Source organism: Candidatus Eremiobacterota bacterium (genome assembly GCA_031082125.1).
GTDB lineage: Bacteria > Vulcanimicrobiota > CADAWZ01 > CADAWZ01 > Ess09-12 > Ess09-12.
On the sequence record JAVHLM010000001.1, the window covers coordinates 483,911 to 506,536 of the forward strand.

The 22,626-nt window shown below is 57.6% G+C and carries 17 protein-coding genes; 5 read left to right on the top strand and 12 right to left on the bottom strand.

Translation table 11 applies throughout. The features are described 5' to 3' along the window. The first annotated feature begins 192 nt into the window (after window positions 1–192). The gene (locus RDV48_01990) at window positions 193–2,871 is read left to right on the top strand and encodes a pilus assembly PilX N-terminal domain-containing protein (protein MDQ7821546.1); all 2,679 of its coding nucleotides are present in this window, start codon (window positions 193–195) and stop codon (window positions 2,869–2,871) included. A 46-nt stretch (window positions 2,872–2,917) separates the two neighbouring features. Here RDV48_01990 and RDV48_01995 read toward each other — a convergent pair whose 3' ends face one another. After that, entirely contained in the window at window positions 2,918–3,883 is a 966-nt protein-coding gene (locus tag RDV48_01995; protein MDQ7821547.1) for an NAD-dependent epimerase/dehydratase family protein, read from the bottom strand. 117 nt (window positions 3,884–4,000) lie between these two features. On the opposite strand from RDV48_01995, the gene RDV48_02000 reads away from it, so the two are divergent. Further along, window positions 4,001–5,359 carry an FAD-dependent oxidoreductase gene (locus RDV48_02000; GenBank protein MDQ7821548.1) on the top strand — a complete coding sequence of 453 codons (1,359 nt, stop codon included), beginning with the start codon at window positions 4,001–4,003 and terminating at the stop codon, window positions 5,357–5,359. Here RDV48_02000 and RDV48_02005 read toward each other — a convergent pair. From RDV48_02005 to RDV48_02015, 3 genes are read right to left on the bottom strand one after another with little or no spacing between them, the layout of a single operon-like run. After that, a complete protein-coding gene (locus tag RDV48_02005) occupies window positions 5,307–7,259 on the bottom strand; it encodes a tetratricopeptide repeat protein (protein MDQ7821549.1) in 1,953 nt (650 codons plus the stop codon). The genes RDV48_02000 and RDV48_02005 overlap by 53 nt on opposite strands. Further along, a complete protein-coding gene (locus RDV48_02010) occupies window positions 7,256–8,368 on the bottom strand; it encodes a DegT/DnrJ/EryC1/StrS family aminotransferase (GenBank protein MDQ7821550.1) in 1,113 nt (370 codons plus the stop codon). Before RDV48_02010 ends, RDV48_02005 begins: the two co-directional genes overlap by 4 nt. Window positions 8,369–8,374: 6 nt before the next feature. Then, window positions 8,375–9,442 (bottom strand): Gfo/Idh/MocA family oxidoreductase, encoded by a 1,068-nt coding sequence (locus RDV48_02015; GenBank protein ID MDQ7821551.1) that lies wholly within the window; start codon window positions 9,440–9,442, stop codon window positions 8,375–8,377. A 665-nt stretch (window positions 9,443–10,107) separates the two neighbouring features. On the opposite strand from RDV48_02015, the gene RDV48_02020 reads away from it, so the two are divergent. Further along, window positions 10,108–12,687 carry an HNH endonuclease signature motif containing protein gene (locus RDV48_02020; GenBank protein MDQ7821552.1) on the top strand — a complete coding sequence of 860 codons (2,580 nt, stop codon included), beginning with the start codon at window positions 10,108–10,110 and terminating at the stop codon, window positions 12,685–12,687. A 158-nt stretch (window positions 12,688–12,845) separates the two neighbouring features. On the opposite strand, the gene rfbD is transcribed toward RDV48_02020, so the two are convergent. From rfbD to radC, 7 genes are all read right to left on the bottom strand, one after another. Further along, window positions 12,846–13,694 carry a dTDP-4-dehydrorhamnose reductase gene (gene rfbD, locus RDV48_02025; protein ID MDQ7821553.1) on the bottom strand — a complete coding sequence of 283 codons (849 nt, stop codon included), beginning with the start codon at window positions 13,692–13,694 and terminating at the stop codon, window positions 12,846–12,848. Further along, a complete protein-coding gene (gene rfbB, locus RDV48_02030) occupies window positions 13,694–14,719 on the bottom strand; it encodes a dTDP-glucose 4,6-dehydratase (GenBank protein MDQ7821554.1) in 1,026 nt (341 codons plus the stop codon). The genes rfbD and rfbB overlap by 1 nt, the downstream gene beginning before the upstream one ends. A gap of 1 nt (window position 14,720) precedes the next feature. Further along, window positions 14,721–15,281: a dTDP-4-dehydrorhamnose 3,5-epimerase gene (gene rfbC, locus RDV48_02035; protein ID MDQ7821555.1), complete on the bottom strand. Its 561-nt coding sequence runs from the start codon at window positions 15,279–15,281 to the stop codon at window positions 14,721–14,723. 2 nt (window positions 15,282–15,283) lie between these two features. After that, window positions 15,284–16,300, bottom strand: coding sequence for a GDP-mannose 4,6-dehydratase (locus RDV48_02040; protein MDQ7821556.1), 1,017 nt, complete (start codon window positions 16,298–16,300; stop codon window positions 15,284–15,286). Window positions 16,301–16,326: 26 nt separating this feature from the next. Beyond that, window positions 16,327–17,841, bottom strand: a complete 1,515-nt coding sequence (locus RDV48_02045) for a hypothetical protein (GenBank protein ID MDQ7821557.1) — start codon at window positions 17,839–17,841, stop codon at window positions 16,327–16,329. Window positions 17,842–17,866: 25 nt separating this feature from the next. Then, window positions 17,867–18,853, bottom strand: a complete 987-nt coding sequence (locus RDV48_02050) for a GNAT family N-acetyltransferase (protein MDQ7821558.1) — start codon at window positions 18,851–18,853, stop codon at window positions 17,867–17,869. Between the two features lie 79 nt (window positions 18,854–18,932). Next, entirely contained in the window at window positions 18,933–19,592 is a 660-nt protein-coding gene (radC, locus tag RDV48_02055) for a DNA repair protein RadC (protein MDQ7821559.1), read from the bottom strand. A 238-nt stretch (window positions 19,593–19,830) separates the two neighbouring features. On the opposite strand from radC, the gene RDV48_02060 reads away from it, so the two are divergent. Then, window positions 19,831–20,346, top strand: a complete 516-nt coding sequence (locus RDV48_02060; GenBank protein MDQ7821560.1) for a tetratricopeptide repeat protein — start codon at window positions 19,831–19,833, stop codon at window positions 20,344–20,346. Here RDV48_02060 and RDV48_02065 read toward each other — a convergent pair. Beyond that, complete coding sequence (locus tag RDV48_02065) at window positions 20,343–21,710, bottom strand: GAF domain-containing sensor histidine kinase (GenBank protein ID MDQ7821561.1); 1,368 nt, start codon at window positions 21,708–21,710, stop codon at window positions 20,343–20,345. The two genes, RDV48_02060 and RDV48_02065, sit on opposite strands and share 4 nt — an antisense overlap. 154 nt (window positions 21,711–21,864) lie before the next feature. On the opposite strand from RDV48_02065, the gene RDV48_02070 reads away from it, so the two are divergent. After that, the gene (locus RDV48_02070; GenBank protein MDQ7821562.1) at window positions 21,865–22,620 is read left to right on the top strand and encodes a PilZ domain-containing protein; all 756 of its coding nucleotides are present in this window, start codon (window positions 21,865–21,867) and stop codon (window positions 22,618–22,620) included. Window positions 22,621–22,626: the final 6 nt, after the last annotated feature.

Sequence of the window (22,626 nt, forward strand, 5' to 3'; positions counted from 1 at the left end):
CAAACACTCCCATCTTAGCAGAAATTCCCCTGCGAAACAACATTCCCCCATGGCAATGAAGAAATCATCGCTGAAGATTTTTCAGGACCCTGGAAAAAAACGCGGGAATTGTTTATAATTATAATGTAGTTCACCTGTTTCATCATATATGCCGTATCGCGTGGACCAGAATATTTCCAGGAGGAGGGAGCCATGAGAAAAATAGAGAAAGGCATCGTGCTCATCACCACTATGCTGCTGCTGTCATTCATCGTGATGATAGCGGCCCTGCTGATGGTCACAGGCCGCAACACCATGATCCTGGGGGCGACTTACAGTGACAGGGAGCAGGCCTATTACGCCGCCGAGTGCGGCCTGGCCTACATGCAGTACTGCATCTCGAGGGATTCCGATTACCGTGGTGAGACCGCCTATGATCCCAGTTTCTCCCATTTCACCATTGAGAAGGTCGGCACCCAGAACCTGATCCACGGAAAGCTCACCGATACGGGCGGAGAGTTCTACGTGGCCTTCTGCGACGGGGTAAGCGCCGACATCTATACCGACGGCACATCGGTAAACACGCCCATGACATTCTACTCATTCAATAACCTCATGGGTGATTCAGAATCGTTGAGCACAAAGAGGCACCAGGATTCAGCGATATATTCATTCAAGAAGGTCCCTAAAAAAACTGCCCACATCATCGTGGAAGGCCGCTGCAACCAGGCGCGGCGCTACGTGGAGGCCATGCTCGCCATGAGCGGCTCGCCGATAGGCGAAGCCTGCAGCATCACAGCGGGAGACATCAAGGTGAACCTTGTCGATAACGACTCGGTATTCCTTGTAAACTCAGAGATATACGGCAACTCGGCCGTCAGGTCCTGCGGCAACATAGAAATAACCTCGGGAGGCGATCCCACGAACCCCCTTGCCAACGACAAGAACTGCTTTCAGATCGCCGACAAGGGGACGTCATACACGGGTGGCGCAGGCGCGGGCACAGAAGCGACCAAGGTGAACGGGACTACGGTGACCACGGCGAACGAGTCGCAATATGATTTCACCACGAATCAGAGCGACCAGGGCTCAGCCCTTAAAAAAGCGGCACTCACATGGGACGACGTGTCAAAAAACTACATAAGCAGCGGCGCCTATGATACCAGCAAGGTGAAAGCAATGATCAAGTCGGGCACATACGTGTACAAGAATACCTCGGCGGCACCCGACACTTACAATCTCTACTACGTCCCCGTGGCCTTCGATCCCGGAAGCCAGGCAGACCCTGACACCTACAAGACTGAGTGGCTGGACAATAACATCGGCAGCGCTGTTGCCTACAATGCCGGCGACTGCATCACCGGCACCGACACGGGCAAAGTGAGCATCGTGTCATCGACAAACTCCACCAACCTCACTACGTCGGGCCAGTACCTCTTCACCGTCAAGGATCCCGTCGGCGTTGACGAGACAAACGGGAATTTCGGCCTGTCGGTGCTCATCTATGATTACTCAACGGCCGACAACCAGTATTTTCCTTCATCCAACTACCGCACAAGCGTGCGGCTTGGCGACGGGTCGGCAAACACTGATCCCGCCCTGGTGACCCTGGGCGGCACGGGAAGAAATGTTTACGTTGACGGCGAGCTTTCCGGCTCGGGAAAGGTGCTCTGCGCGGGAAACCTTGACTTCCAGGGAGGATCGCTCATGCAGACCGACCCCGACCGCGTGGCGAATCCCGACAAGATCTCCTCGGTGGCCACCTATGCCAACGGCAACGTGAACATCAACCCCGTGAGGGGCTCAGGGGGCTCAAACAGCACCAACGACGTCATCCAGGCCGCCTGGGACGCCTACACGTCAACGCTCGGCACTGCCACTAACGAGTATTTCAACTCGGGGACCGACAACTACCAGGCCCTCGTCAAAAACCTCCTGGAAACGCCTATCTCGGGCACCTTCACCGACAGCACGGGGAGGAGCAAGACATACTCAGGAGTAGCCCTGAAAGATGTCCTCACCGACACGGCATGTTTCACCTTCGAGGAATCGACGGCGTCGGAACTTGTGGCCATGATGCTCTCCAAGAACTCCTACCTTGGCACCGACTCAAGCAGCTCAGGGGGCGGCAGCGGCACGACAGGCTCCCTCACTGTAGGCCCTGGCAGCAGCATCGGGTCCCTCGCGAGCTCGAGCACCATGGACTGGGTGTGGGACAATACAGGCAATGAAGCCGTCTCAACAATAACGATAGACGGCAAGGATTACTGGTACACCGCGGGAGAAGAGGCCGGCAAATCATGGGTGGTTATCGTGGACAAGCTTGACAGCAACAACTGGACCGCCGTGTCTAAAAGGTCGGGAAGAGCGGCAGATGTCGGCACAAATGGCACTGTCCCCACTCTGAGCTTATCGGAAGGGGCAAACTTTGACTTCACCGCCACATTCACCAGCGGAACCGACACCGTCGAGATCGAGACGAAAACAAACGGTCAATTTGAAGTCACCGGCGGGCTCTCTGAGATAAAGACCGAGAACTCCTCGACAATCCAGATGCTCGACAAGGACAGCACCGACTTCAAGGACCTCGTCTTCAACGACACCCTCTTCAAGGGGCTCGTGTACACCCACAAGAACATCAATGCCAAGGACCTCCAGGGGGGAAGCCTCACTATCCATGGGGGCCTTGTGGCCTACGGAGGAGATCCCGCGACCTTTGATCCCACCACCAGCACCACCTCCGACGGTAAGGTGAGCTTTGACAACGGGAAAAATATCACCTTCACTTACGATCCCGATTACATGTCCCTCTTTTTCGCGTCAGGTGCGGGAATGAACACAGGGCGCATCTTCCGCGCCGCCTTCGATGGCAATATCATCAAGACCTGGTAAAGCCCGTCCTGCCTTTTAAAAGGGGAAGCCTCCGGGCTTCTCTTTTTTATGACAGGAAACTCTTCATCCATGAAACCTGGGAGGTCATACCGTCGCGGAGGGAGACACGGGGCTCATAGCCGAAAGCGCCACGGGCCCTCTCATAGGATCCCCTCGTGACGGCCATATCGCCTTTCATGGGCTCCCTGTGTTCCACCTCCAGCTTTCTCCCCACGAGGCCCCCCAGGAGGGCTACAAGCTCATTAAGGGAGGCATGGCCGCCGGGGCCGCTGGTTATATTGAAAATGCCCCCTGATATGGATTTCTCAAGGAGCGCCACATGGGCTTCGGTCACGTCGTCCACATGGGTGAAGTCCCTTTCCTGGCTCCCGTCGCCATGGATCACTATCCTTTCCCCGCGGAGAGCCGATTTGATAAAACGGTAAAAGGCCATGTCGGGCCTCTGCCTCGGCCCGTAGACGGTAAAATACCTGAGGATGACTACAGGAAGGGCGAAATTCTCATGGTAGGCGCCGCAGAGCTTCTCGGCCGCCACCTTGGTGATGCCGTAAGGCGAGCAGGGGGCGAGGGGAAACTCTTCCGTAACGGGGAATGACGAGGCATTCCCATAGACCGATGACGACGAGGCGAGCACAAAGGCTTTAAGGTAAGGCATGGAGCGCGCCACCTCGAGGATGCCCCTGGTGGCGAGAATGTTGTCCCTCACATAGGTGTCAAAGATGGTCCAGCTTGGCCCCACGCCCGGCTGCGCCGCGAGATGGTACACCAGCTCGCTGTCCCTGAGGCTATCGACGCGGCCCTCCCACCCGGGCTCTGCCAGATCGGCTTCAAAAAAAGTGAAGGGGCCCTTCATGGCCGGTGATGAGAGGGCTTCGAGGTTTTTCCTCTTGAGGGCCCTGTCATAGTAGTCAGAGAGCCTGTCAATACCCAGCACCTCGTGGCCCTGGAGGAGAAGCTTCTCGGCGAGGCTGCTCCCGATAAAGCCGGCGCAGCCGGTCACCAGGCACTTCATGGCATCGGCCTCCTCTCTTTCTTCGAGAGTTGGACATGGGTGCTGAATCTCCTCTTCCCCTGTCCATGAAATCCATCTTGTGCTATACTTACCTGAGAGGCAGGGAAAGAGACTTTGATGCAGGAAGAGCACCAGATCAGCAAGACTCGTATCTCCATCCTTGGCGGAGGCATTGCAGGCCTCTCCGCCGCCTGGTACGCCGCGAAAAAGGGGCTCACCTTCACTCTTTTCGAGGAAAAGGGGGCCGTGGGGGGAAACTGCATCACCTTCCGGCACGGCGATTTCCGCTTTGACTCGGGAGCCCACCGCTTTCTCGACGAGTATGCCGATGTGACCGCCGACGTAAAGGCCCTCATGGGCAGGGAGCTCCACTCCATCGAAGTGCCCAGCAGGATATTTGAGGGCGGGAAGTTCATAGACATCCCCTTCAAGCCGGCAAACCTCATCAGGAACCTTGGAATGGGAACCTTCATGAAGGCCTCGACGGAGATCATGAAGGAGCGGCTCACCAGGGGAAGGCCTTTTGAGAGCTTCCATGATTTTGCCGTGAGGACCTACGGGAACACTCTTGCGTCGCGGTTCCTGCTCAATTATACCGAGAAGCTCTGGGGAAGGCCCACGTCGCTCCTCTCGCCAGTGATCTCGGGGAAAAGGCTCCAGGGCCTGAGCGTCTGGAACATCGTGACAGAGGCCCTCCTGGGACCTCTTGTAAAGAAGACCCACCGCGAAGGGGCTTTCTATTACCCCGAGGGGGGAATCCACCAGCTTTCCCTCAGGCTGGGCGAGGCTGCCGGCTCAGAGCACATCAGGCTTCACTCAAGGGTGACGGCCCTTTTTCATCACGATAACCGCGTCACTGCAATAGAAGTGAACGGGAAGGAGCGCCATGACGTTGACAAGGTCGTAAGCACCCTTCCCCTTGATTACCTTGTAAAAATCATGAGCCCCGCCCTGCCCGATCCCATCCCCGCCCTGGCGCGTCGCCTCAGCTTCCGTCACCTGAGAATAGTCTGCTTTTTTCTCGCCAGGCCATCGGTGATGAATGTGGCCACCCTTTATGTCCCTGACAGGCGGTTCACCTTCAACAGGCTTTATGAGCCCAGGAACAGGAACGCCTCCATGGCTCCGGAGGGCAGGACTTCCCTGGCGGCAGAGATATGCTGCGATGAAGGCGACGAGCTGTGGAATATGGACGATGAGCCCTTCATCGGGAAGATCAGGGGCGAAGTGCTGGCGACAGGCCTCATTGAGGAAAAGGATATCACCGGTGCCGCCACCGAAAGGCTCACCCACGCTTACCCCGTGCTGCTGGTGAATACCCCTTCGGAAGTGCGCGAAATCACCACGTACCTTGAAAAATTCCAGAACCTGAAGCTCTCGGGGAGGCCGGGCCGTTTCGAGTACTCGTGGATCCACGACATGCTCAGGGCGGGCATGGCGCTCGCTGAGGAATCTGCCGGTTCACTGCCTCATTGAGCATGTCCAGAAAACGGGGATCAAGGGGCTGCTCCTTTTCCTGGAGCGTCCTCACGTCGCGGAGTGCCGCCTGGTACTCCTCCATGACGAAAAGGACCAGCGCCCTGTTGCGGTAAGCGTCCCAGTAATCCTTCTGCAATGCAAGAGCCCTCGTGTAGTCTTTCAGGGCATCCCGGTACTGCTCATTCCTGAAACAGGCATTCCCCCTGTTGTAATAGACCTTGGGCGAGGCGCTGTCGATGGAGAGCGCCTTGGTGAACATTTTAACCGCTTCCCTTTGCCTTCCCTGCTCACTATAGATATTCCCCAGGTTCACATAAGGCTTCAGGTAAAGCGGATCAATCGACAGCGCCTTCTGATACATTGCGACGGCCTTGTCAAAGGCCCTCTCTCCCTGATAGATATTTCCCCTGTAGTACCACACTGCCGGGTCGTCTGAGGCGCGCGCGATGGCGAAATCCAGGTGGGTCCTTGCTCTCTCACAGTCTCCTTCCGCAAGGCCGAGTATGCCCAGATTGCCATGGACGTCGCCGTCGGAGGGGGCTTCCGCGAGAGCTCTCTCGAAATCCCTGCGGGCAAGGGCCGGGTTACCCTGCTCATAGTGGAGGCTTCCCCTGATACTGAGCCCTCTCACAAAGCAGGGGTGCCTTTCAAGCACATGATTCCAGAAAGTGAGGCTGTCCTTATATACCCCGCACTGCCGGTGTGCGGCGGCAGCCTGCACCGCCAGCACGATGCCCGCAAGAAGGCAGAGAGCCGCCCTTTGCCTCCCCCTCTCCCTGAAGAGCCATGAGAAGCCCTCGCCGAGAATAAGAAAGAGCCCAAGGGTGGGTAGGTAGGTCTGGCGGAGCGCGATGAGGGAAGTGGCATTGACGGGCAGGAGCTTGAGGAACGGGAGGATGTTCAGCAGAAAGAACGCCATTCCAAAGAGCGCATGGTCAGCATGACGGGGCGCCTTCAAAGCGACCCTTTTCACCGCAATAAGAAAGAGCGCCGCAAGCGCCAGGAGCAGCAGGGGAGAGAGCCAGACTGCCATGGGGAGGTGGCGGACAAATTCGGGATCAAGGGGGTAAATCTCGTGAAGATCTAAGGGGACCAGAATTTTCCAGAGGTAAAAAAGCACAAGGTAACAGCTGATGCAGAGGACCTGGATGAGAGGCTGCGGATAATTCATCTCCAGGCTGGACTTCCTTGCCATTGAGAGCCATTCAACAGGGCCTGCGGCAAGGAAGCCCAGCAGGTACGGCAGCTTTTCGGCAATCGCCAGCCTCTTCCCCACAAAATGATCGTAAAGCAGGAGGCACAGGGGAAGCAGGGAGCCCTGGGGCTTTGAGAGGATCGAGAGAAAGAAAAGGAGCAGAGAGGCGAAATAAAAGCGCTTCCGGTGCCTTTTCACCCAGTAGATATAGGAAATGAAAGAGGCGAAAAAGAACAGGGCGCAGAGAAGCCCTTTTCTCTCTGATATCCAAGCCACCGACTGGACACGCAGGGGAGACAGCGCAAAAAAGAGCGAAGCGACCAGCGAGGCCAGGAAATCACCGCTTATGAGATAGATAAGCCAGAAAACCAGCAGGGTGTTCAAGATATGAAGCAACAGGTTGTGGACGTGATAGGGGAAGGGATTGAGCTGGTAAAAGCGGTACTCCAGGGCGAAGGAGAGCACGGAAAGAGGCGTGTACCACCCGAGAACCGTCGAGGTGAAGATCCGCTTCAGGCCATCCGGCGAGAGATCCTTCACCAGGGAAGAGCCGGTGACGTATTTGTTGTCGTCCCAGTTGATGAACCCGCAGCGAAGGACCGGCGAGAAGGTGAGAAAGGTGACCAGCACCAGCGCCGCCAGGGCCGGGATCAGGACTCTGCGGGGCAGGGCCCCCTGTGCTTCTCTGATGACCTCTCTCAAGCCCGTCTGGCTCCCTCCGGCAGGTGCTTTTCGAAAAACTCCTCTATTTTCTGTGCCACGCGGCGGACCTTCTCATCGGAAAGCCCCGGGTAGAGGGGAAGCGACAGGATCTCCCTGCAGGCCCTCTCGGTCTCAGGCAGCACCTCGGCGCCTCTCTCTTTCAATACTGCCGGCTGCAGGTGGCATGGCACGGGGTAATGGATCCCTGTCTCAATGCGGTGCTCTTTGAGAAACTGAGCGAGGGCATCGCGCCTTGCAGTCCTTATGACATACATGTGATAGACAGGCTTCGTGCCTGCCGCAGGGCGGGGAAGCCCGAGGGGCAGGTCCCCGAGCAGGCTGTTGTAAAGGCACGCGATGGCGCGCCTTCGCTCGTTGAACTCATCAAGGCGGGCAAGCTGCTCGAGGCCTATGGCCGCCTGGATCTCATTGGCCCTCATATTGTAGCCTATCACCTCGTGGAGATATTTCTCGCGCCTGCCATGATCCCTCAGCATGCGCACCATCTGCGCCAGGTCTCCGTCATCGGTGACCATGATGCCGCCGTCGCCGAGGAAAGTCATATTCTTCGAGGGGTAGAAGCTGAAAAAGGCTGCATGACCGAAAGCTCCCGCCTTTCTGCCATGGTGCTCGGCGCCATGGGCCTGGCATGAGTCCTCCAGCACCGGCAGGCCGCGGGCTCCGGCAATTTTCATGATCTCGTCCATGGAGGCCATCGAGCCGTAAAGGTGGACGGGGAGCAGGGCCGCCGTCTTCTGAGTGATCTTCTCCTCGATGAGGGAGCTGTCGATAAGATAATCATTCCTTATATCCACAAAGACAGGCCGCGCCCCGCAGTGATAAATCGGCTCCACCGTGGGAAATGCCGTATGGGATGGGACGATGACCTCATGGCCGCTTCCTATGCCCATGGCCATCAGGGTGAGGTGCATCGCCGACGTGGCGGAGTTCGCAAGGACGCCGTGCTTCCTGCCGACAAAGGCGCTGAACCGCTCCTCGAACTCCCGGCAGTTCCTGTCCAGAATGTAGCGGCCCGAATCCAGCACCTCCATCACGCGCTTGCGCAGGCCGTCATCAAGGGTCACTTCCGAGAGAGGTATCTTCTCCATATCCATTTACCGGCCCAGCCTTGCGCTCACGGGCTTCCTCTCCAGCAGCACTTCCCTGCCCGTCTCGATGGACCTGTAGACGGCGTGGATGAGCCTCAGGGACTTTCGCCCCTCGGGGCCCTCGACCAGGGCCTTTTTGCCGTGAACTATGGCATCGATGACCTCCCTGAGGTACCGGGTATGGCCGAAGCCGTACACCGTGGGCGGGTTGGTCCTGCAGGCCGTGAGGACTTCGTCGTCGCCAGGCTCCTGGTCCTCGAACCGCCAGGTCTTCATCTCGTTGAGGGCAAAGCCGCCCACCTCGGCGGTGCCCCTGCTCCCCAGCACGCTGAGAGAGCCCTCCATGTCGGCGGGCCTTGCCGCCGTCGTGGCCTCTATCATCCCCAGCGCGCCGTTTTTAAAGGTGAGCGACACGGTGCCGGTGTCCTCGGCTTCAATCCTGGCGAAGGCATTGATGGCCCTTGCGAAGACGCTCCTGACCGGCCCGCCGATCCATTCAATTGCATCGAGGTGATGGCTTGCCTGCTGCGAGAAGACGCCGCCGTCAAGGCTCCAGGTGCCCCGCCAGGGGTCCATGTCGTAATAGTCCTGGCGCCGGCACCACCTGACGCGGACCGTGAGGAGAAATATCGTCCCGAACCTCTTTTTCCTCACTGCCTCCCTGAGCTTCTGCACGGGGATATTATAGCGGTTCTGCTGCACCACGAAGAGGCGGCAGCCGCCTGCCCTGCAGGCCGCGATCATCTTGTCGGCATCGGCAAGCCTCAGGGCTATGGGCTTTTCCACCACGATATGCTTCCCGTAGCGGGCCAGGTCCACCACGTTGCGGCCATGGTTCCCGCTTTCCGTGAGGACGCTCACCACGTCCACCTCGGGATGGGCCGCCATCATGGCATAGCAGTCTGTGTACCAGGGGACCTTGTACTGCTCCCCCATCCTCTCGGCCCTGTCGGCCTTGATATCGCACACCGCCGCCAGCCTTGCCTCTTCGAGGCCGGAAGAGACAAGGGGGGCATGGATCTTTGAGGCAATTCGCCCGCATCCTACAAAGGCAAAATTCAGCTTTCTCATCATGCCCCCTCCCCGGTGCACTGTACTGGTCTCCCCCTGCCGGGAGTCCCGTCTATAGAATTCGGTGCCCCGCCTCAATTTCCCCTGCACCTGAGGACGGCACCCTTTACTGCTCCATCATCAAGTTAGGGCCTCATTATTACGCGCGGCATCCTAGAGCAGAGAGGCCGGTATGAAGCCCGGCAGAGCATTGAACTCTTTTGAGACGAGGTATCTATACAATATACTATTAATTTTGTTAAGTGATACTATACAAAATGGCAATAAGACCGGAGAGATGCTCAGCCGCTGCCTCATGGGCCTGCCGTCATCGAGGGGGCTATTGCGTGAAAGGCTTTGAGGGGCCTTGAGGTCATTTTTGCCATCCCGGCCCCTTCCGGGCCCTTCACATGGCATCATATGATGGCCTTATAACCTTTATATCGAAAAATTATTTACTGCAGCGACAAGAGGGGCACCCGTTGACCCCGCCGGCTCGGGCAATAGCCGGGAGAGGGCAGAAACAGGCAGTGGCAATTCTTTGAGAGCCTTCAGGGTCATTTTTATCATCCGCGCCTCTTTTGAGCCCTTGACGGGACATCCTGCGATGGCCTTAAAACCCCTTCATTATGGACTTTTTGAGGTATGCTCTCTTTGCTTTTTTCAGCCTGATATGTTACAATTGAAATATGGATACATTTGACCTCTGCCATGTTCACTCATGCCTTTTACCTGATGAAGAGGAGCTTCTTCACCTCGCTGATTCTTTCTCTTCGCAGGACTACGAGGATCTTCTTCTGCTTCCCGAGCCCTATGAGCTTCCCGGGGGGACCCTTTATAAACCGGAGCATATGGTGAAAATCACCAGGGAGGGGCTCATTCCCGAAGCGGAAAGGCTCACCGAAGATATCTCCTTCGGCTCCATCGACAGGGATGAGCGGGCTTCCAGGATAGATTTCACTCTCTGTGAGGCAGCCCGCGGCCGACTGGCACTTGATCTCGTGCTGGGCGGCCTTCTTGTTACTCTGAAAACGAAAGGGGTTGATCAGGTAGGATATCGCTCCATGGGGACTTTCGCCACGGAGCATCTCTCTTTCTCGGGGCGCACCGCGTCGGAGCTGATGCACAACTTCGAGCTTCTCAGGGCGCTCCCCCTCACGCGGGAGGCCTATCTTGAGGGCAGGATCGCAAAGAGCGCCCTCAGACATCTGTCGAGGGTCGCCACCCCTGAGAACGAGGCTGAATGGCTTGCCATTGCCAGTGGGCGCTCTCTGTGCGGCCTTGAGCGGGAAGTGAGAAGGGCCCTTACCGAAGGGATGGCCGATGGGGCTCCCGGTTTTGAAGAAATCCTGTGCGATGCGGGAGGGCCTGTCCCCGGACGCGGCGGGAAAAATCCGGCGGCTCAGGGTGCTCCCGCTCCGGGAGCGATGGATTCCGCGGCAGACGGGGCATGCGATGATGCACACAGTGACGGGGATGAAGGCACGATGATGTATTTCAGCGTGCCGCCCTCACTTGCCCTCACCTGGGACTTTGCCCTCTCCTTCTTTCGGGACAAAGAGCACTATGACGGGCCCATGGCGGGGTTTGTCGAGGCGCTGCTCGCTAATTACCTGGCTTCCAGGAAGGCCGCTCCGCAGCTTCCTGCCCTTGATGCCGAGGGAAATCGCCCCATATTCTCCCGGGTACCTCTGTTGAAGAGGCGGAGGGGAAACCGGCGTGTGAGCGATCCCGATGAGGTTGTCGGGCAGGCCTTCGGAGGCCTTTCCTTCGGCTCTCCCTGGGAGCAGCTTTGGAGCATCCATTTCCCGTCGTGGCTGGAAGAGGCCGGGCCTGGCGGAGAAGACGCCGGGGTCTCCACCAGGGCGATTGCGGGTCGCCTCATCAGGGCCGCCTCTATCCGTCAGAGGCTCGACGTGGCCGCGGGAATGCTTCTCCGGGCTATGGATGCGCGGCAGCTCCAACGCCTCCTCGGCTATGAGTTCATCGAGGACTACGCAGGGGAGCGCTGCGGCTTCTCTATGGCACAGACCCGCCAGCTCATAAAGCTTGCCGAAGGCTTCCACCGCCACTCCCTCACCGAGGACGCCTTCAGGAAAGGCGTTATCACCAGGGAGCAGGCGCGCCTCATTCTGCCTCTTGTTGACTCCAGGAATGAATCGCAGTGGATTGCCTATGCCGCGAGTGTGCCCACGGCGGACCTCAGGGAAGAGGCGGGGCGTGTCGCCCGGATCCTTGAATATGACTGCCTGGTCCCTCACAATTACACGCTTCTTCCCGGCTTCCGCTATCTCACCGACGAGAGGTTCCACGACCTGCCGGAGGAGGTGCAGATCCTCATAAGGAGCGGGTCCTGGTACACGGGCCTTTCCCTCAATCCTTCGTGGCCTCTTGAGTCAGATGACGAGGAGCTCATCGCTTCCCGCGACAGGCGCTTTGATGCGCCCTGGAAGCATTTCAGCGATGTCGATGAGATGAGGGCCTCCGAGGCAGCCATGAAAATTGAAAAAGATTCGCGCCTGTGTGCGAGCCTCGAAAACCAGTCGGGGAGCGATCCTCTTTATGTAGGGGCATGCAATGGGGAGGAGCAGGCATCCCATGGGCAAGGATGCCAGAATCCCATGTGCTCCTGTCATCAGTCACTGGAAAAAGCCCTGGAGGCCTGCACCATCCCTCACGGCGAGAGCCCCGGGGAGGTCTTTCTCAGGGACGTCATCTCTTCACGAGACTCCTCCCGTGCAGTGAAGGGCGCCATGTCGATCAAGTTCTTCCTACCCCGGGAGCTCTATGAGGTCTGGAACCTCGCTGCCCACGCCTTTCTCGCCAGGCTCGCCCAGGCGGAATGGCCCGACAGCCTCGGGCTCCCCGAAGAAAAATTCCTTGCAGCCCTCCTGGCAGACTACCTTGTCACTGAGGGAAGCTTGAAAAAAGCGGCCCGTCACCATAAGATCCTGAAGCGGGACCGGTTCCGCTGCCAGACCCCGGGCTGCCGCTGCAGGCGGAATTTGCACGTGCACCACATCATCAGGCGCTCCCAGGGGGGCACAGATGACCCCTGGAACCTCATCACCCTCTGCGAGGCCTGCCACCTCCACCTCCTCCATGGTCTCAGGACCCTCACCGTCAGGGGCAGGGCGCCCTTTGACCTCACCTTCACCTTCGGCTCCCTCTCAGACGGCGGGCCCTTCCTTGTCTATGAAAGGGGAGTAAAACAGCGGGGCCCCTGCTTTATTCCCCCCGGTGACCGGCAGGCAGAATGTGCCATATAAGATGCGGGGGCTACCACAACCTGGCAAGGAATTGACTGGAACCACCTGGATAAACATGATCCGATGAGATTTTCAGGAAAGCTTGACAGGGTTTATCTCCTCGAATGGGCACAAAAACTATCCGATGAAGCTGAGGAAAAGAGCCTTAATAACCTTGCTCATCTCTCTCTCAGGAACTCAGCGAGGGCCTCCTGCCAGGGCCTCATCATGGAGCCTCTGAGGCTTCCCAGGGGCGTCCTGAGCGGCCGGCGGGCCCTTCGCCCGAGGTCCCCGTGGGAAACTGCGATGATGCGCGCGCCCGGCGAAGCCTCTTTCGCGACAGCGCAGGCAAAGTCATACCAGGAGCACCATCCCCCGTTCACGGCGTGATAAATCCCCGGCTCCCTGCCCTGGGCTGCAAAAGACCATATCCACCGGGCGAGATCGCTGGTGGAAGTAGGCGACATGACTATATCACCGGCAGCGGTGATCTCCTCGCTGCGGCGGGCCTTTTCAATCACGGTCTTCACGAAGCTCCCCCCCTTGCCGCGGGAGCCCGTGGCGCCATAGAGGCTGGCCGTGCGGATGACATGATGCTTCTCATGAGTATTCCTTATGAAAAGCTCGCCGGCAAGCTTGGAGAGGCCGTACGTGTTGAGAGGGCCCGCAGCATCATCCTCCATGTAAGGGAGATTCTCCTTCATCCCGTCAAAGACATAATCGGTGCTTATATGGATGAGCCCTGCCCCGAGAAGGCTGCAGCTCTCCGCAAGGTAACGGGGGCCCAGGGCATTCACCCTGAAGGCCTCCTCCTCATGATCCTCCGCGTCGTCAACGCGCACATAGGCGGCAGTGTTGATGACCAGGGCGGGCTTCAGCGAGGACAGGACCTCGCGCACCGAAGGCCTCGAGGTGACATCGATCTCACGCGAGGTAAGGGGAAGCACAGAGGCATGGGAGGGCGCCTGGGCGCAGAGGTCGCTGCCGAGCTGGCCGCGGGCACCGATGACTGCCGCATGGAGGGCCATTACCGGGCTTTCTCCCCTCTCATCTTCTCAAACTCGGCACAGAGGCCCGTCACGAAAGAATCAACAAGCTCCCTTTTCTTCTCGAGCCATCCCTTGTGGTCCCTGTACCAGGCCACGGTCTTTCTTATCCCCTCGAAGAAATCAATCCTCGCATGCCAGCCCAGGGCCGAGGTGATCTTTCCCGTATCGACGGCGTAGCGGAAATCGTGGCCGGGCCTGTCGGCAACGAACTCGATGAGGCCCTCGCCGGCGCCGAGCAGCGAGATAAGGGTCCTCACCACCTCGATGTTGCTCACCTCCTCGGCGCTTCCCACGTTATAGACCTCGCCGGGCTCGCCCCTGTCAAGGACCATCTCTATTGCCTCCGCGCATTCGTCAACGAAAAGCCATGTCCTTATGTTCTCCCCTTTTCCATAGACCGGTATCTTCTCGCCGCGCAGTATTCTCGCGATGGTGAGGGGTATGAGCTTCTCGGGGTACTGCCAGGGTCCGTAGTTGTTTGAAGGGCGCACCGTCACCACGGGGAGGTCATAAGTCCTCCTGTAAGCCCTTGCGAGGAGGTCTGCCGAGGCCTTGCTTGCCGCATAGGGTGAGTTGGGAAGGAGGGGGTCGCCTTCCCTGAACCGGAGGGCCCTGTCGGCAGGCAGGTGGCCGTATACCTCGTCGGTGGAGATGAGGACAAACTTTTCCAGGCCGTGAGCCCTCGCAAGTGAGAGGAGCGTCGCCGTTCCCACGATATTGGTGCTTATGAAGTCGCCGGGCGAGACTATGCTCCTGTCCACGTGGGTCTCGGCGGCAAAATGCACAAGAAACCCCGGCTTCACCTCTTCAAATACGGCCGCCATCGCGCCGGCATCTGCGACGTCAGCCTTGAAAAAGGGCACTTCCCGCCCTTCAAGCCTCTCCATATCAGCGGCATAGGTGAGCCTGTCAACGGCAAAAGGCTCCCACCGCGACCCCGAGGCAAGTCGCCTTATGAAGGCGCTCCCGATAAAGCCGGCACCGCCGGTGACCAGCACTCTCATTTTATCCTCCTTGCTCGCACGAGGTATCGACCTCAGATAAGGCCGGCAGCTCCCTGTCTTTCTGCGACAGAAGAGGCTTCTTCACAGGCCACCTTATGGCGAGGTCCGGGTCATCCCAGCGGACCCCCGCCTGGTGGCGGGGCGCATATTCCGAGGTCGCCTTGTACTCCACCTCGGTCCCGTCTGCCAGGGCAACAAAGCCATGGGCGAAGCCGGGAGGTATCCATATGAGGTGGCCGTTTCTCCCGTTGAGAAGGCTCGAGACCCATTTCCCGTAAGTAGGCGAGCCTTTCCTTACATCAAGAGCCACGTCAAAGATCTCGCCCCTCACGACGCGCACAAGCTTCCCCTGGGAGGCGGGATGCTTCTGGTAATGCAGGCCCCGCAGCACGCCCCGGTGAGACACCGTGCGGCTGTCCTGCACAAAAGGCATCATGATGCCGGCGTTATGGAAATCGCTTGACCGGTAATGGACCTGCAGAAATCCTCTCTCGTCACTGAAGACTTCCGGCCTTATCAGCACGACATCGGGAATTTCGAGGGGCTCAAAAGTGAACGCCATTGCTATTCTCCCCCCCTCCCTCTCTCGCCGCAGAAGGCTGCCACACGTTCCATGTCCGCATCGACCATCATGGCGACGAGGCTGTCGAAGTTCACTTTCGGCTGCCATCCAAGGTCGCGCCGGGCTTTAGAGGCATCGCCGCAGAGCAGCACCACCTCGGAAGGGCGGAAAAGCGCCTCGTCGGTCACAAGGTATTTCCTGTAGTCAAGGCCCGCGCGGCCGAAGGCGCACTCTGCGAACTCGCGCACCGAGTGGGTTTTACCGGTAGCCACCACGTAATCGCCGGGCTCATCAGGCTGGAGCATGCGCCACATGGCATCAACATATTCCCCGGCAAAGCCCCAGTCACGCCTCGCCTCAAGGTTGCCCAGGCGCAGCTCTCCGGCGATACCGTGCTTTATCCTGGCGACAGCCTGCGTGATCTTCCTTGTCACGAATTCAAAGCCCCTGCGGGGGGACTCATGATTAAAGAGAATGCCGCTTGCCACGAAAAGCCCGTAAGCTTCACGGTAGTTCCTTGCCAGATCATAGCCCGCCACCTTTGATATGCCGTAGGGAGAGCGGGGGTGAAAGGGTGACTCCTCATTCTGCGGTGACACTTTCACATGGCCGAACATCTCGCTGGACGCGGCGAAATAAAAGCGGCATTTTGGCGCTTTCTTCTGGATTGCCGACAGCACGTAATGGGTGCCGTTGATATTGGTATTTATCGTCGAAAACTCGTCCTCGAAGGAGTAGCTCACAAAGCTCTGCGCCGCCAGATGGTAGCACTCGTCCGGTATTACTCTCTCCACGACGCTGAAGATGCTCGGGTAGCTCTCAAGCGATGCTGAGTGCAGGGTCAGGCGGGAGAGGAAGGGAGCTATCCTGGAGAGGCGGTTGAACTGATCCTCCAGGGCCGTCCTTCTCACGATTCCATGGACTTCATAGCCCTTTTCCAGGAGCAGTTCCGCCAGGTACGACCCGTCCTGCCCCGTGATTCCTGTAATGAGTGCCTTTTTCGCCGCACCATCTGCCATTGCCCTTCCTCCATTCTCTTGCGGTATTATTGCTCCATCGGCGCGGTCCCGGCAGGCATCGGGGAAGTGGCGGGCGCCTTCATGGGCATATACCAGGCAAGAGCTCCAAGGGCGGCAAGCCCGAGAATGCAGAGCAGAAGCCCCGTATTCCCGACCGATACGAAGGTGAGGGGAATGAGGGCCAGCAGGCAAAGCGGAGGCATCATCGCCATGCCGAGGAGCCTCAGGTTGATCACCAGGCCTGCGGCAAAGGAGAGCAGTATAGCCGCGGCAAGTGGCAGGGAGGTGAGAAGGTAGGCCGTGAGGGCAAAGCCCGCCGAATAGGCAAGTGTTGCGAGAACCAGCATGAGGGGCGTGATCTCGATGCGCATCTTGTGGGCCCAGAGAAGGATGAGCACCACGAAGCCTGCAAGGGCTATGGGGGCAAAGAGGTAAAGTCTCGTGATAAGCTCGCTGATAGAAATGCCGGGGAAATAGAGGCTTATGTCCTGCGAGGTGATGAGGCCCGAGAGATCCCATGTGAGCGTCGTGCCGGTGAGGCTCTTTTTCGTAGGGGGAAGGGATCCCCTCAGAAACTTGATTCGGGCGTTGTTGGAGTCCACATTCATCTTGAAGGACGATATGGCCTCGCGGCGAGCCGAGAGGTTGTAGGTCCAGGAGCGGGAACCATTGTGGCTGTATGCCACCTCCACGCTGACTGCCTTCTGGGGCTCCACCTCGCCTACCCATTCATAGCCGTTCGTCACGTCCTCGACAGAGACATCCTTGCCGTCAACGCGGAACTTGAAGTCGGAGAGGGTGCCGCTCGAGTATGGGAGGGGAAAGCTGAAGTGGACTATCCTTTTTTCCTGGAACGGGTTGCTGAAGCCATAGCGCCCGCTGAAGTCCGCCTTGTAGAACTGCCTCTTGGCGCGGTTTCCCTGGGCGAGGAAGGTGAACTTCACGTTGATGTCAGATTCCTTCAGCTTGAGGGGAAGAAAGCGGTCCACGGTGATCTTCCTGTTGATGACAATGGCGTTTTCATCCTTTTCAAGCTGATCGTCGATATTCATGATGGGGCGCGTGTCATAGCGCAGCTCCTCGGGAGACCACCCCGGAACGAAGTTCAGGCCCTGGGCGTTGATATAATTGAGGGTGTACTTGGGAATTATCAGGCGCTGCGTCCTTTCCGTCCTGTCATTATAAGTGATCGAGGGCACGTACTGGACTGCTTCACTGCCGCTGCCGGCATCGCTTTCACTTGTATAGCGCGCGGCGCTGGCCTGATCTATTCGGCGCACCACGCCCTGGCAGATTGCTTTCAGGAAGCTTATCTCCAGCAGAAGGACCGTGATAAGGACGGCCCACATGGCTGATTTCAGCAGGACCCGCCTTACCTGGGCCATTGCCGCCATGTAGGCCTCCCTGTTGGTCTTGTAAAGCATCAGGGCAAGCACGGCCCCGACAGCACAGGTCACGAGGGTCACTATCAGCAGCGGGAAGGTCCACTTCCCGAGAAACTTGATGAAGGACTCAAAAACTGTCTGAACATAACGGACCATGGCGTGTACCTTCCTCTCCCTCTTCTTACGGTTCTCTCATCATTATCCTTTTCATCCACCACAGAGACTCTTTCTGATACCCCAGGCTCTTCAGGGCAGTCTTCAGCGCCCTCTGGTTCTCATGGCTTATATCGCCGGTAATATAGCCGATACCCCGTGAATGAAGGAGGTTTTCTCCTACCCTCATTATTCTCTGGGTGGCGCGCTTCCCCCAGTAGTCGGGGTGAATGGCCATGTCCTGTACGCAGCCCAGTTTATGGCCCGTCACGGCGTGTCGCGAGCTGGTCTTCATGAGCAGGTAGCCTACGGGCTTGGACATCATCGTGTCCTCGATGATGAGGCCCTCGAGAAACTCGTCATCAAGCATGGGAAGCTCCGCGCATGCCGTGAGGTAGCGCCTGAGCTCCTCTTCACGGGAGATGACGCTCTCGTGGCTCATCATGAAGGAGGCGCACTGAGAATTGAGCCAGAGAATGAAGATCCCGTCATCCTCCGAGGCCTTCCGGACGCGGTAGGGATCGGGCGTGAATCTTCTTATGGCGTGGTGCTCGACTTTCTTGATTATCCGGTGAAGGCTGGGAGAGAACCCCATTTCCCCGATCAGATCCATTTCCTTCTCACTGCCTGCCGGTATTTCTATGATGAGGCTCTTTATGCCCATGGCATGCGAGATCTCTTCTGCCTTCCCGAGCAGGGGGGCGAGGATTGCCTGCTCACTGGCACCTGCGGCAATCCCGTAATCGTAGATCACGTTCCGGCGCTCTCCTGTCGATGAATCAGGGGAATTGAGGTCCAGCATCAGGTAGCCTGAGAGGTTCCCGCCGTCATTGCGGGCCACTAAGACGCAGAGGGACTTGTCAAAGCCTATCTCGCCGGCCTTTTCCCTGAATCTCTTTGCATAGTGCTCTCTCTGGTCAGCCGGCGCCTGGGAATTGACGGGCACGGGAGGCTTTTCATCATAGATTGCGATTATGGACCGGCAGTCCGAAGGACAGGCTTCCTGAATTACCATGGCACCCCCTCCCACTAAAGGGAATTCTTCACGGGCTCCCTAAAAACCTTTCAAGGGAGAGAGCTGCGCCACACTCCTCTCAGAGGCGCCCTTTTTCCAGGAAGCTGTAGTATCCTCTCCTGCTGAATATTATGTGATCAAGCAGCCGGATCCCGAGCATCTCCCCGGCCTGCCTGAGCTGGCACGTCACCTCGGCATCCTCGGCACTCGGCTCAAGGCTTCCCGAAGGGTGGTTATGGGCAACGATGAGGGAGCTGGCCCTGTCGGTAATGGCATCGGCAAAAATCTCCCGGGGATGGACATGGGTCTTGTCCACGAGGCCCACGGTGACCACGCGGGTGGAAATCACCTCGTGGGCGCCGTTGAGAGTGACTGCAATGAAATGCTCCTGCTTTCTCTCCGAGAAATGAGAGAGCCACGGCAGCACATCGGCGGGAAAGGCTATCTTCAAGCCTTCAGGCCTTATGCGGCGGCGGGAAAACTCTAATGCCGCAAGAATCTGAAAGGCTCTTGCCTCGCCCACTCCATGGATCTTCCTGAGCTCTCGAGGATCGGGGCTCTCGCCTCCGCGGTCAAGCACTTTGAGGATCTTCCGGGCCACGGTCATCACCGGAGCGCCCCTTGTGCCGCTTCCCATCACCAGGGCCAGGAGCTCGGCGTCCGAGAGGGCTTGAGGCCCCTTTTCAAGGATCTTCTCCCGGGGCCTGTCATAAGGATTGAGTTCGGCCATTGCTTTCATCGGATCGGTGACCTCCGGGGCTCTCCTGCCCTTGCGCCTGTTCCTCCTTCCATGGTATCCTGCCGATGTTACCAAAGATGGCTTTTTCCCGTTAAAAATTCTGGCAGTATTGCAACATTTTTCCGTCACCTGGGGCACGGTATTGAATTTTCTCCGCCGAGTGCTATAATTTATACTGATGCACATGATGCACTGCATGATCCCTGCAGTCAGGAACCTGAAGGTAAGGAGGTCTTGAGTGGACAAATTCTTTAAGCGATTCAAGAAGGAGAAGGAGCTCACTGAATCGGAGAAGGCGAGGGTCTATTACCGGGACGGGAAAATCTTCATGGAGCAGGGAAAGATCGACAATGCCATCGAGAGATTCGTCGAAGCCCTGCGCATGGATCCCGATTTTGCCGATGCCCATGACTTCCTTGGAAGAGCTTTCATGGAAAAGGATGTGAAGGAAAAGGCCCTCCTTGAGTTCAGGCAGGCCCTGGAGCTTGACCCGGAGCGGTGGGAGACCCATTACAACATCGGCATCATCATGGGGAAGTTCGGGAAATTCCAGGAGTCCATCAGTGAATATGAGGAGGAGCTGAAGCTCAATCCCCGTTACGCCGCCGCCCACAACAACCTGGCAGTGTCATATTTCGCCCTGAAGAATTACCCGCTTGCCATACAGCACTATGAAGAGGCCAAAAAACTGGGGACCCATATCAACCCCGATTTCGAGGCCGCCGTGCTCAAGATGAAGGCAACGCTCGACTAGGAGGGAAAGAGGGGAAGCGTGAGGGTAAAGGTGCTCCCCCTGCTGGGAGTGCTTTTGCATTGCACGTCGCCGCCATGGATCTCCGCCACCTTTTTCACGATGAAGAGGCCAAGCCCCAGGCCGCCGAACTTCCTTGTGGAGCTTGAATCCACCTGATAAAACTTTTCAAATATCCTCCCAAGGTGCTTTCCTTCAATTCCAATGCCATGATCTTCTATCTCGATATGAAGATAGGGAGGCCTTGCCCGGTCATTGAGCACTCTCACGATGATGATGCCGCCCCCCGGAGAGAATTTCACGGCATTTTCAAGGAGATGAAATATGCAGTGCCTCAGCTTCATGGCATCGGCTCTCAGGGGGGGGAAGTCTGATCCCCCCGGGTACTGAACCTCAATAGTGTGCTCTGTCGTGCTTCTCCTGAATTTCAACAGCGTGACCTCCAGGAGCTCCTTGACGGAAAAATCCTTCACCATCATTCTGTTCCTTATTTCATCAATGTCGTTGATGACAAAGAGATCGTCCAGCAGCGACGTGAGCCTCACCGTCTGCGACTCAATCATCTGCGCCGTCTTCTGCACCATCTCCTGCTTGAGCTGCCCTATATGGGCCGCAAGGAGGCTTGAGCTGCTCAGTATCACGGTGACGGGCGTCCTGAGCTCGTGGGAGAGGAGGTTCACAAGCTCGTGCTTGGACTCCTCAAGGGAAGTGATTCTTGCCAGGGTGCTCTTTATCTGTGAGTGGAGCCGCGCATTTTCCAGGGCCACAGAGGCGAAGCTTGCAAGGGTCTGGCACTCGGAGAGCTCGGCGGCGGTAAAAAAGCCCTTTCTCTTATTGATGACCTCCATGGTGCCGAGGATCCTGTCATTTCCCCTCAAAGGCACGGCCATCATGCTCCTGGTGATCTTCCCGGTCTTTTTATCGGCCTTCTGGGAAAACCTGGGATCATTCTGCACATCGTTGATGATGAGAGGGGTGCCTTCCTGGGCCACATAGCCCGCTATGCCTTCACCTCTCTTGAGAGAGAGATCCCTGAGAAAGCTGAGATCATCGGAAGAGCCCACGTTTCTGAAATGGAGCGCCTCCTTTTCTTCATCGAGGAAAATAAGGGAAGCACTCTCCGACTTGAATATCAATGCCGCTTCATTGACTATCGTGTTGAGAAGGTCGTCAATATCAAGGTTTGCCGAAAGCTGGAGGCCGAGCTCTATGATCCTGTTCTTTATCGGAAGCCTGCCCCGGCTTTTTCTCGCCGGCACGGGTACCCTGCGTTGACTCCCCTGTGAATATCCTGCCATGGCGCGACCAGTCGTTTCCTTGACATTTTTCAGCCCCTGCGGTGAGAGGCCCCGGTAGAGACCCGTCATGATTTCCGTCTCCCCTCCCCTGACTCCTTTAAGATTATATAAAGCCGGCAGATTCCCTCCGAGAGCCACCCCGGTACAGTATTTTTTCACCGCGGGAGGAAAGAGCCACCCCGAGGGATAACATAAGGGTATTTCGTCCATGGGGGCTTATTGCATGAACCTGATAAATATCTTCAAGGAACTTACGGGAGGGGCTCCCTCATTCAAGGAGGCCCTGAGGGAAAAGCGGGGAATCCCCCGCATCTCGTGCAGCATCAATGCCCGCGCGAGGCTTAACGACAGGAACAGGCACTTCACCATCACCAACCTCAGCCTCAACGGCATAAGGATGGAGAGCCCCATCAGGCTTTCCACAGGCCTCACCTTCCCGCTCTCCGTTGATGCAGGTGCCGCAGCGCTGGAGAACAGCTCCTTCGAATACACGACCCTCAGGGTAAAAGTGGTATGGTGCCGGAAAAAGCGTTACTCGCCCCTCTTTATTGCGGGCCTCTCCTTCACCGACAGGGAGGACATTCTTGAGCGCTCCTGGGTTCATTACGTCTTTCACAGGATGGGCTTTGATCCTGAAAGTATCTTCATGCCGCGGGGAAACCTGAGGATCTTCTCCTCCTTTCCTGTCTCATGCATAGGAGACAACAAGGTCTCCGACGGCATCATCATCAATATAGGCCTGGGAGGCCTCCTCATGGAGAGCACCGTGGATTTTTCCCCCCAGGCATCGGTCACCCTTGCCATAGGGCCTTACAAGGGATTCAGAAAGCTCACTGCAGGAGGGAAGGTCATCCGCTCGACGCCTCTTGAGAAAAAAAAGGAAAAGCTCGTCGCCATTGAGTTTGAGACAATGCCCCCCCGCGAGTATAAGGAACTGGGGCGGCTCCTTCTTGCCCTCCTGAGCGAAGACGTGTTCTGAGTCCCT

Coding starts and splice junctions, on each gene's coding strand:
- RDV48_02020 (MDQ7821552.1), top strand. CDS start 10,108: ATGGATACATTTGACCTCTGCCATGTTCACTCATGCCTTTTACCTGAT.
- rfbD (MDQ7821553.1), bottom strand. CDS start 13,694: ATGGCCCTCCATGCGGCAGTCATCGGTGCCCGCGGCCAGCTCGGCAGC.
- RDV48_02040 (MDQ7821556.1), bottom strand. CDS start 16,300: ATGGCAGATGGTGCGGCGAAAAAGGCACTCATTACAGGAATCACGGGG.
- RDV48_02010 (MDQ7821550.1), bottom strand. CDS start 8,368: ATGGAGAAGATACCTCTCTCGGAAGTGACCCTTGATGACGGCCTGCGC.
- RDV48_02070 (MDQ7821562.1), top strand. CDS start 21,865: ATGAACCTGATAAATATCTTCAAGGAACTTACGGGAGGGGCTCCCTCA.
- RDV48_02000 (MDQ7821548.1), top strand. CDS start 4,001: ATGCAGGAAGAGCACCAGATCAGCAAGACTCGTATCTCCATCCTTGGC.
- RDV48_01995 (MDQ7821547.1), bottom strand. CDS start 3,883: ATGAAGTGCCTGGTGACCGGCTGCGCCGGCTTTATCGGGAGCAGCCTC.
- RDV48_02065 (MDQ7821561.1), bottom strand. CDS start 21,710: ATGACGGGTCTCTACCGGGGCCTCTCACCGCAGGGGCTGAAAAATGTC.
- rfbC (MDQ7821555.1), bottom strand. CDS start 15,281: ATGGCGTTCACTTTTGAGCCCCTCGAAATTCCCGATGTCGTGCTGATA.
- RDV48_01990 (MDQ7821546.1), top strand. CDS start 193: ATGAGAAAAATAGAGAAAGGCATCGTGCTCATCACCACTATGCTGCTG.
- RDV48_02015 (MDQ7821551.1), bottom strand. CDS start 9,442: ATGATGAGAAAGCTGAATTTTGCCTTTGTAGGATGCGGGCGAATTGCC.
- RDV48_02050 (MDQ7821558.1), bottom strand. CDS start 18,853: ATGGTAATTCAGGAAGCCTGTCCTTCGGACTGCCGGTCCATAATCGCA.
- rfbB (MDQ7821554.1), bottom strand. CDS start 14,719: ATGAGAGTGCTGGTCACCGGCGGTGCCGGCTTTATCGGGAGCGCCTTC.
- radC (MDQ7821559.1), bottom strand. CDS start 19,592: ATGAAAGCAATGGCCGAACTCAATCCTTATGACAGGCCCCGGGAGAAG.
- RDV48_02045 (MDQ7821557.1), bottom strand. CDS start 17,841: ATGGTCCGTTATGTTCAGACAGTTTTTGAGTCCTTCATCAAGTTTCTC.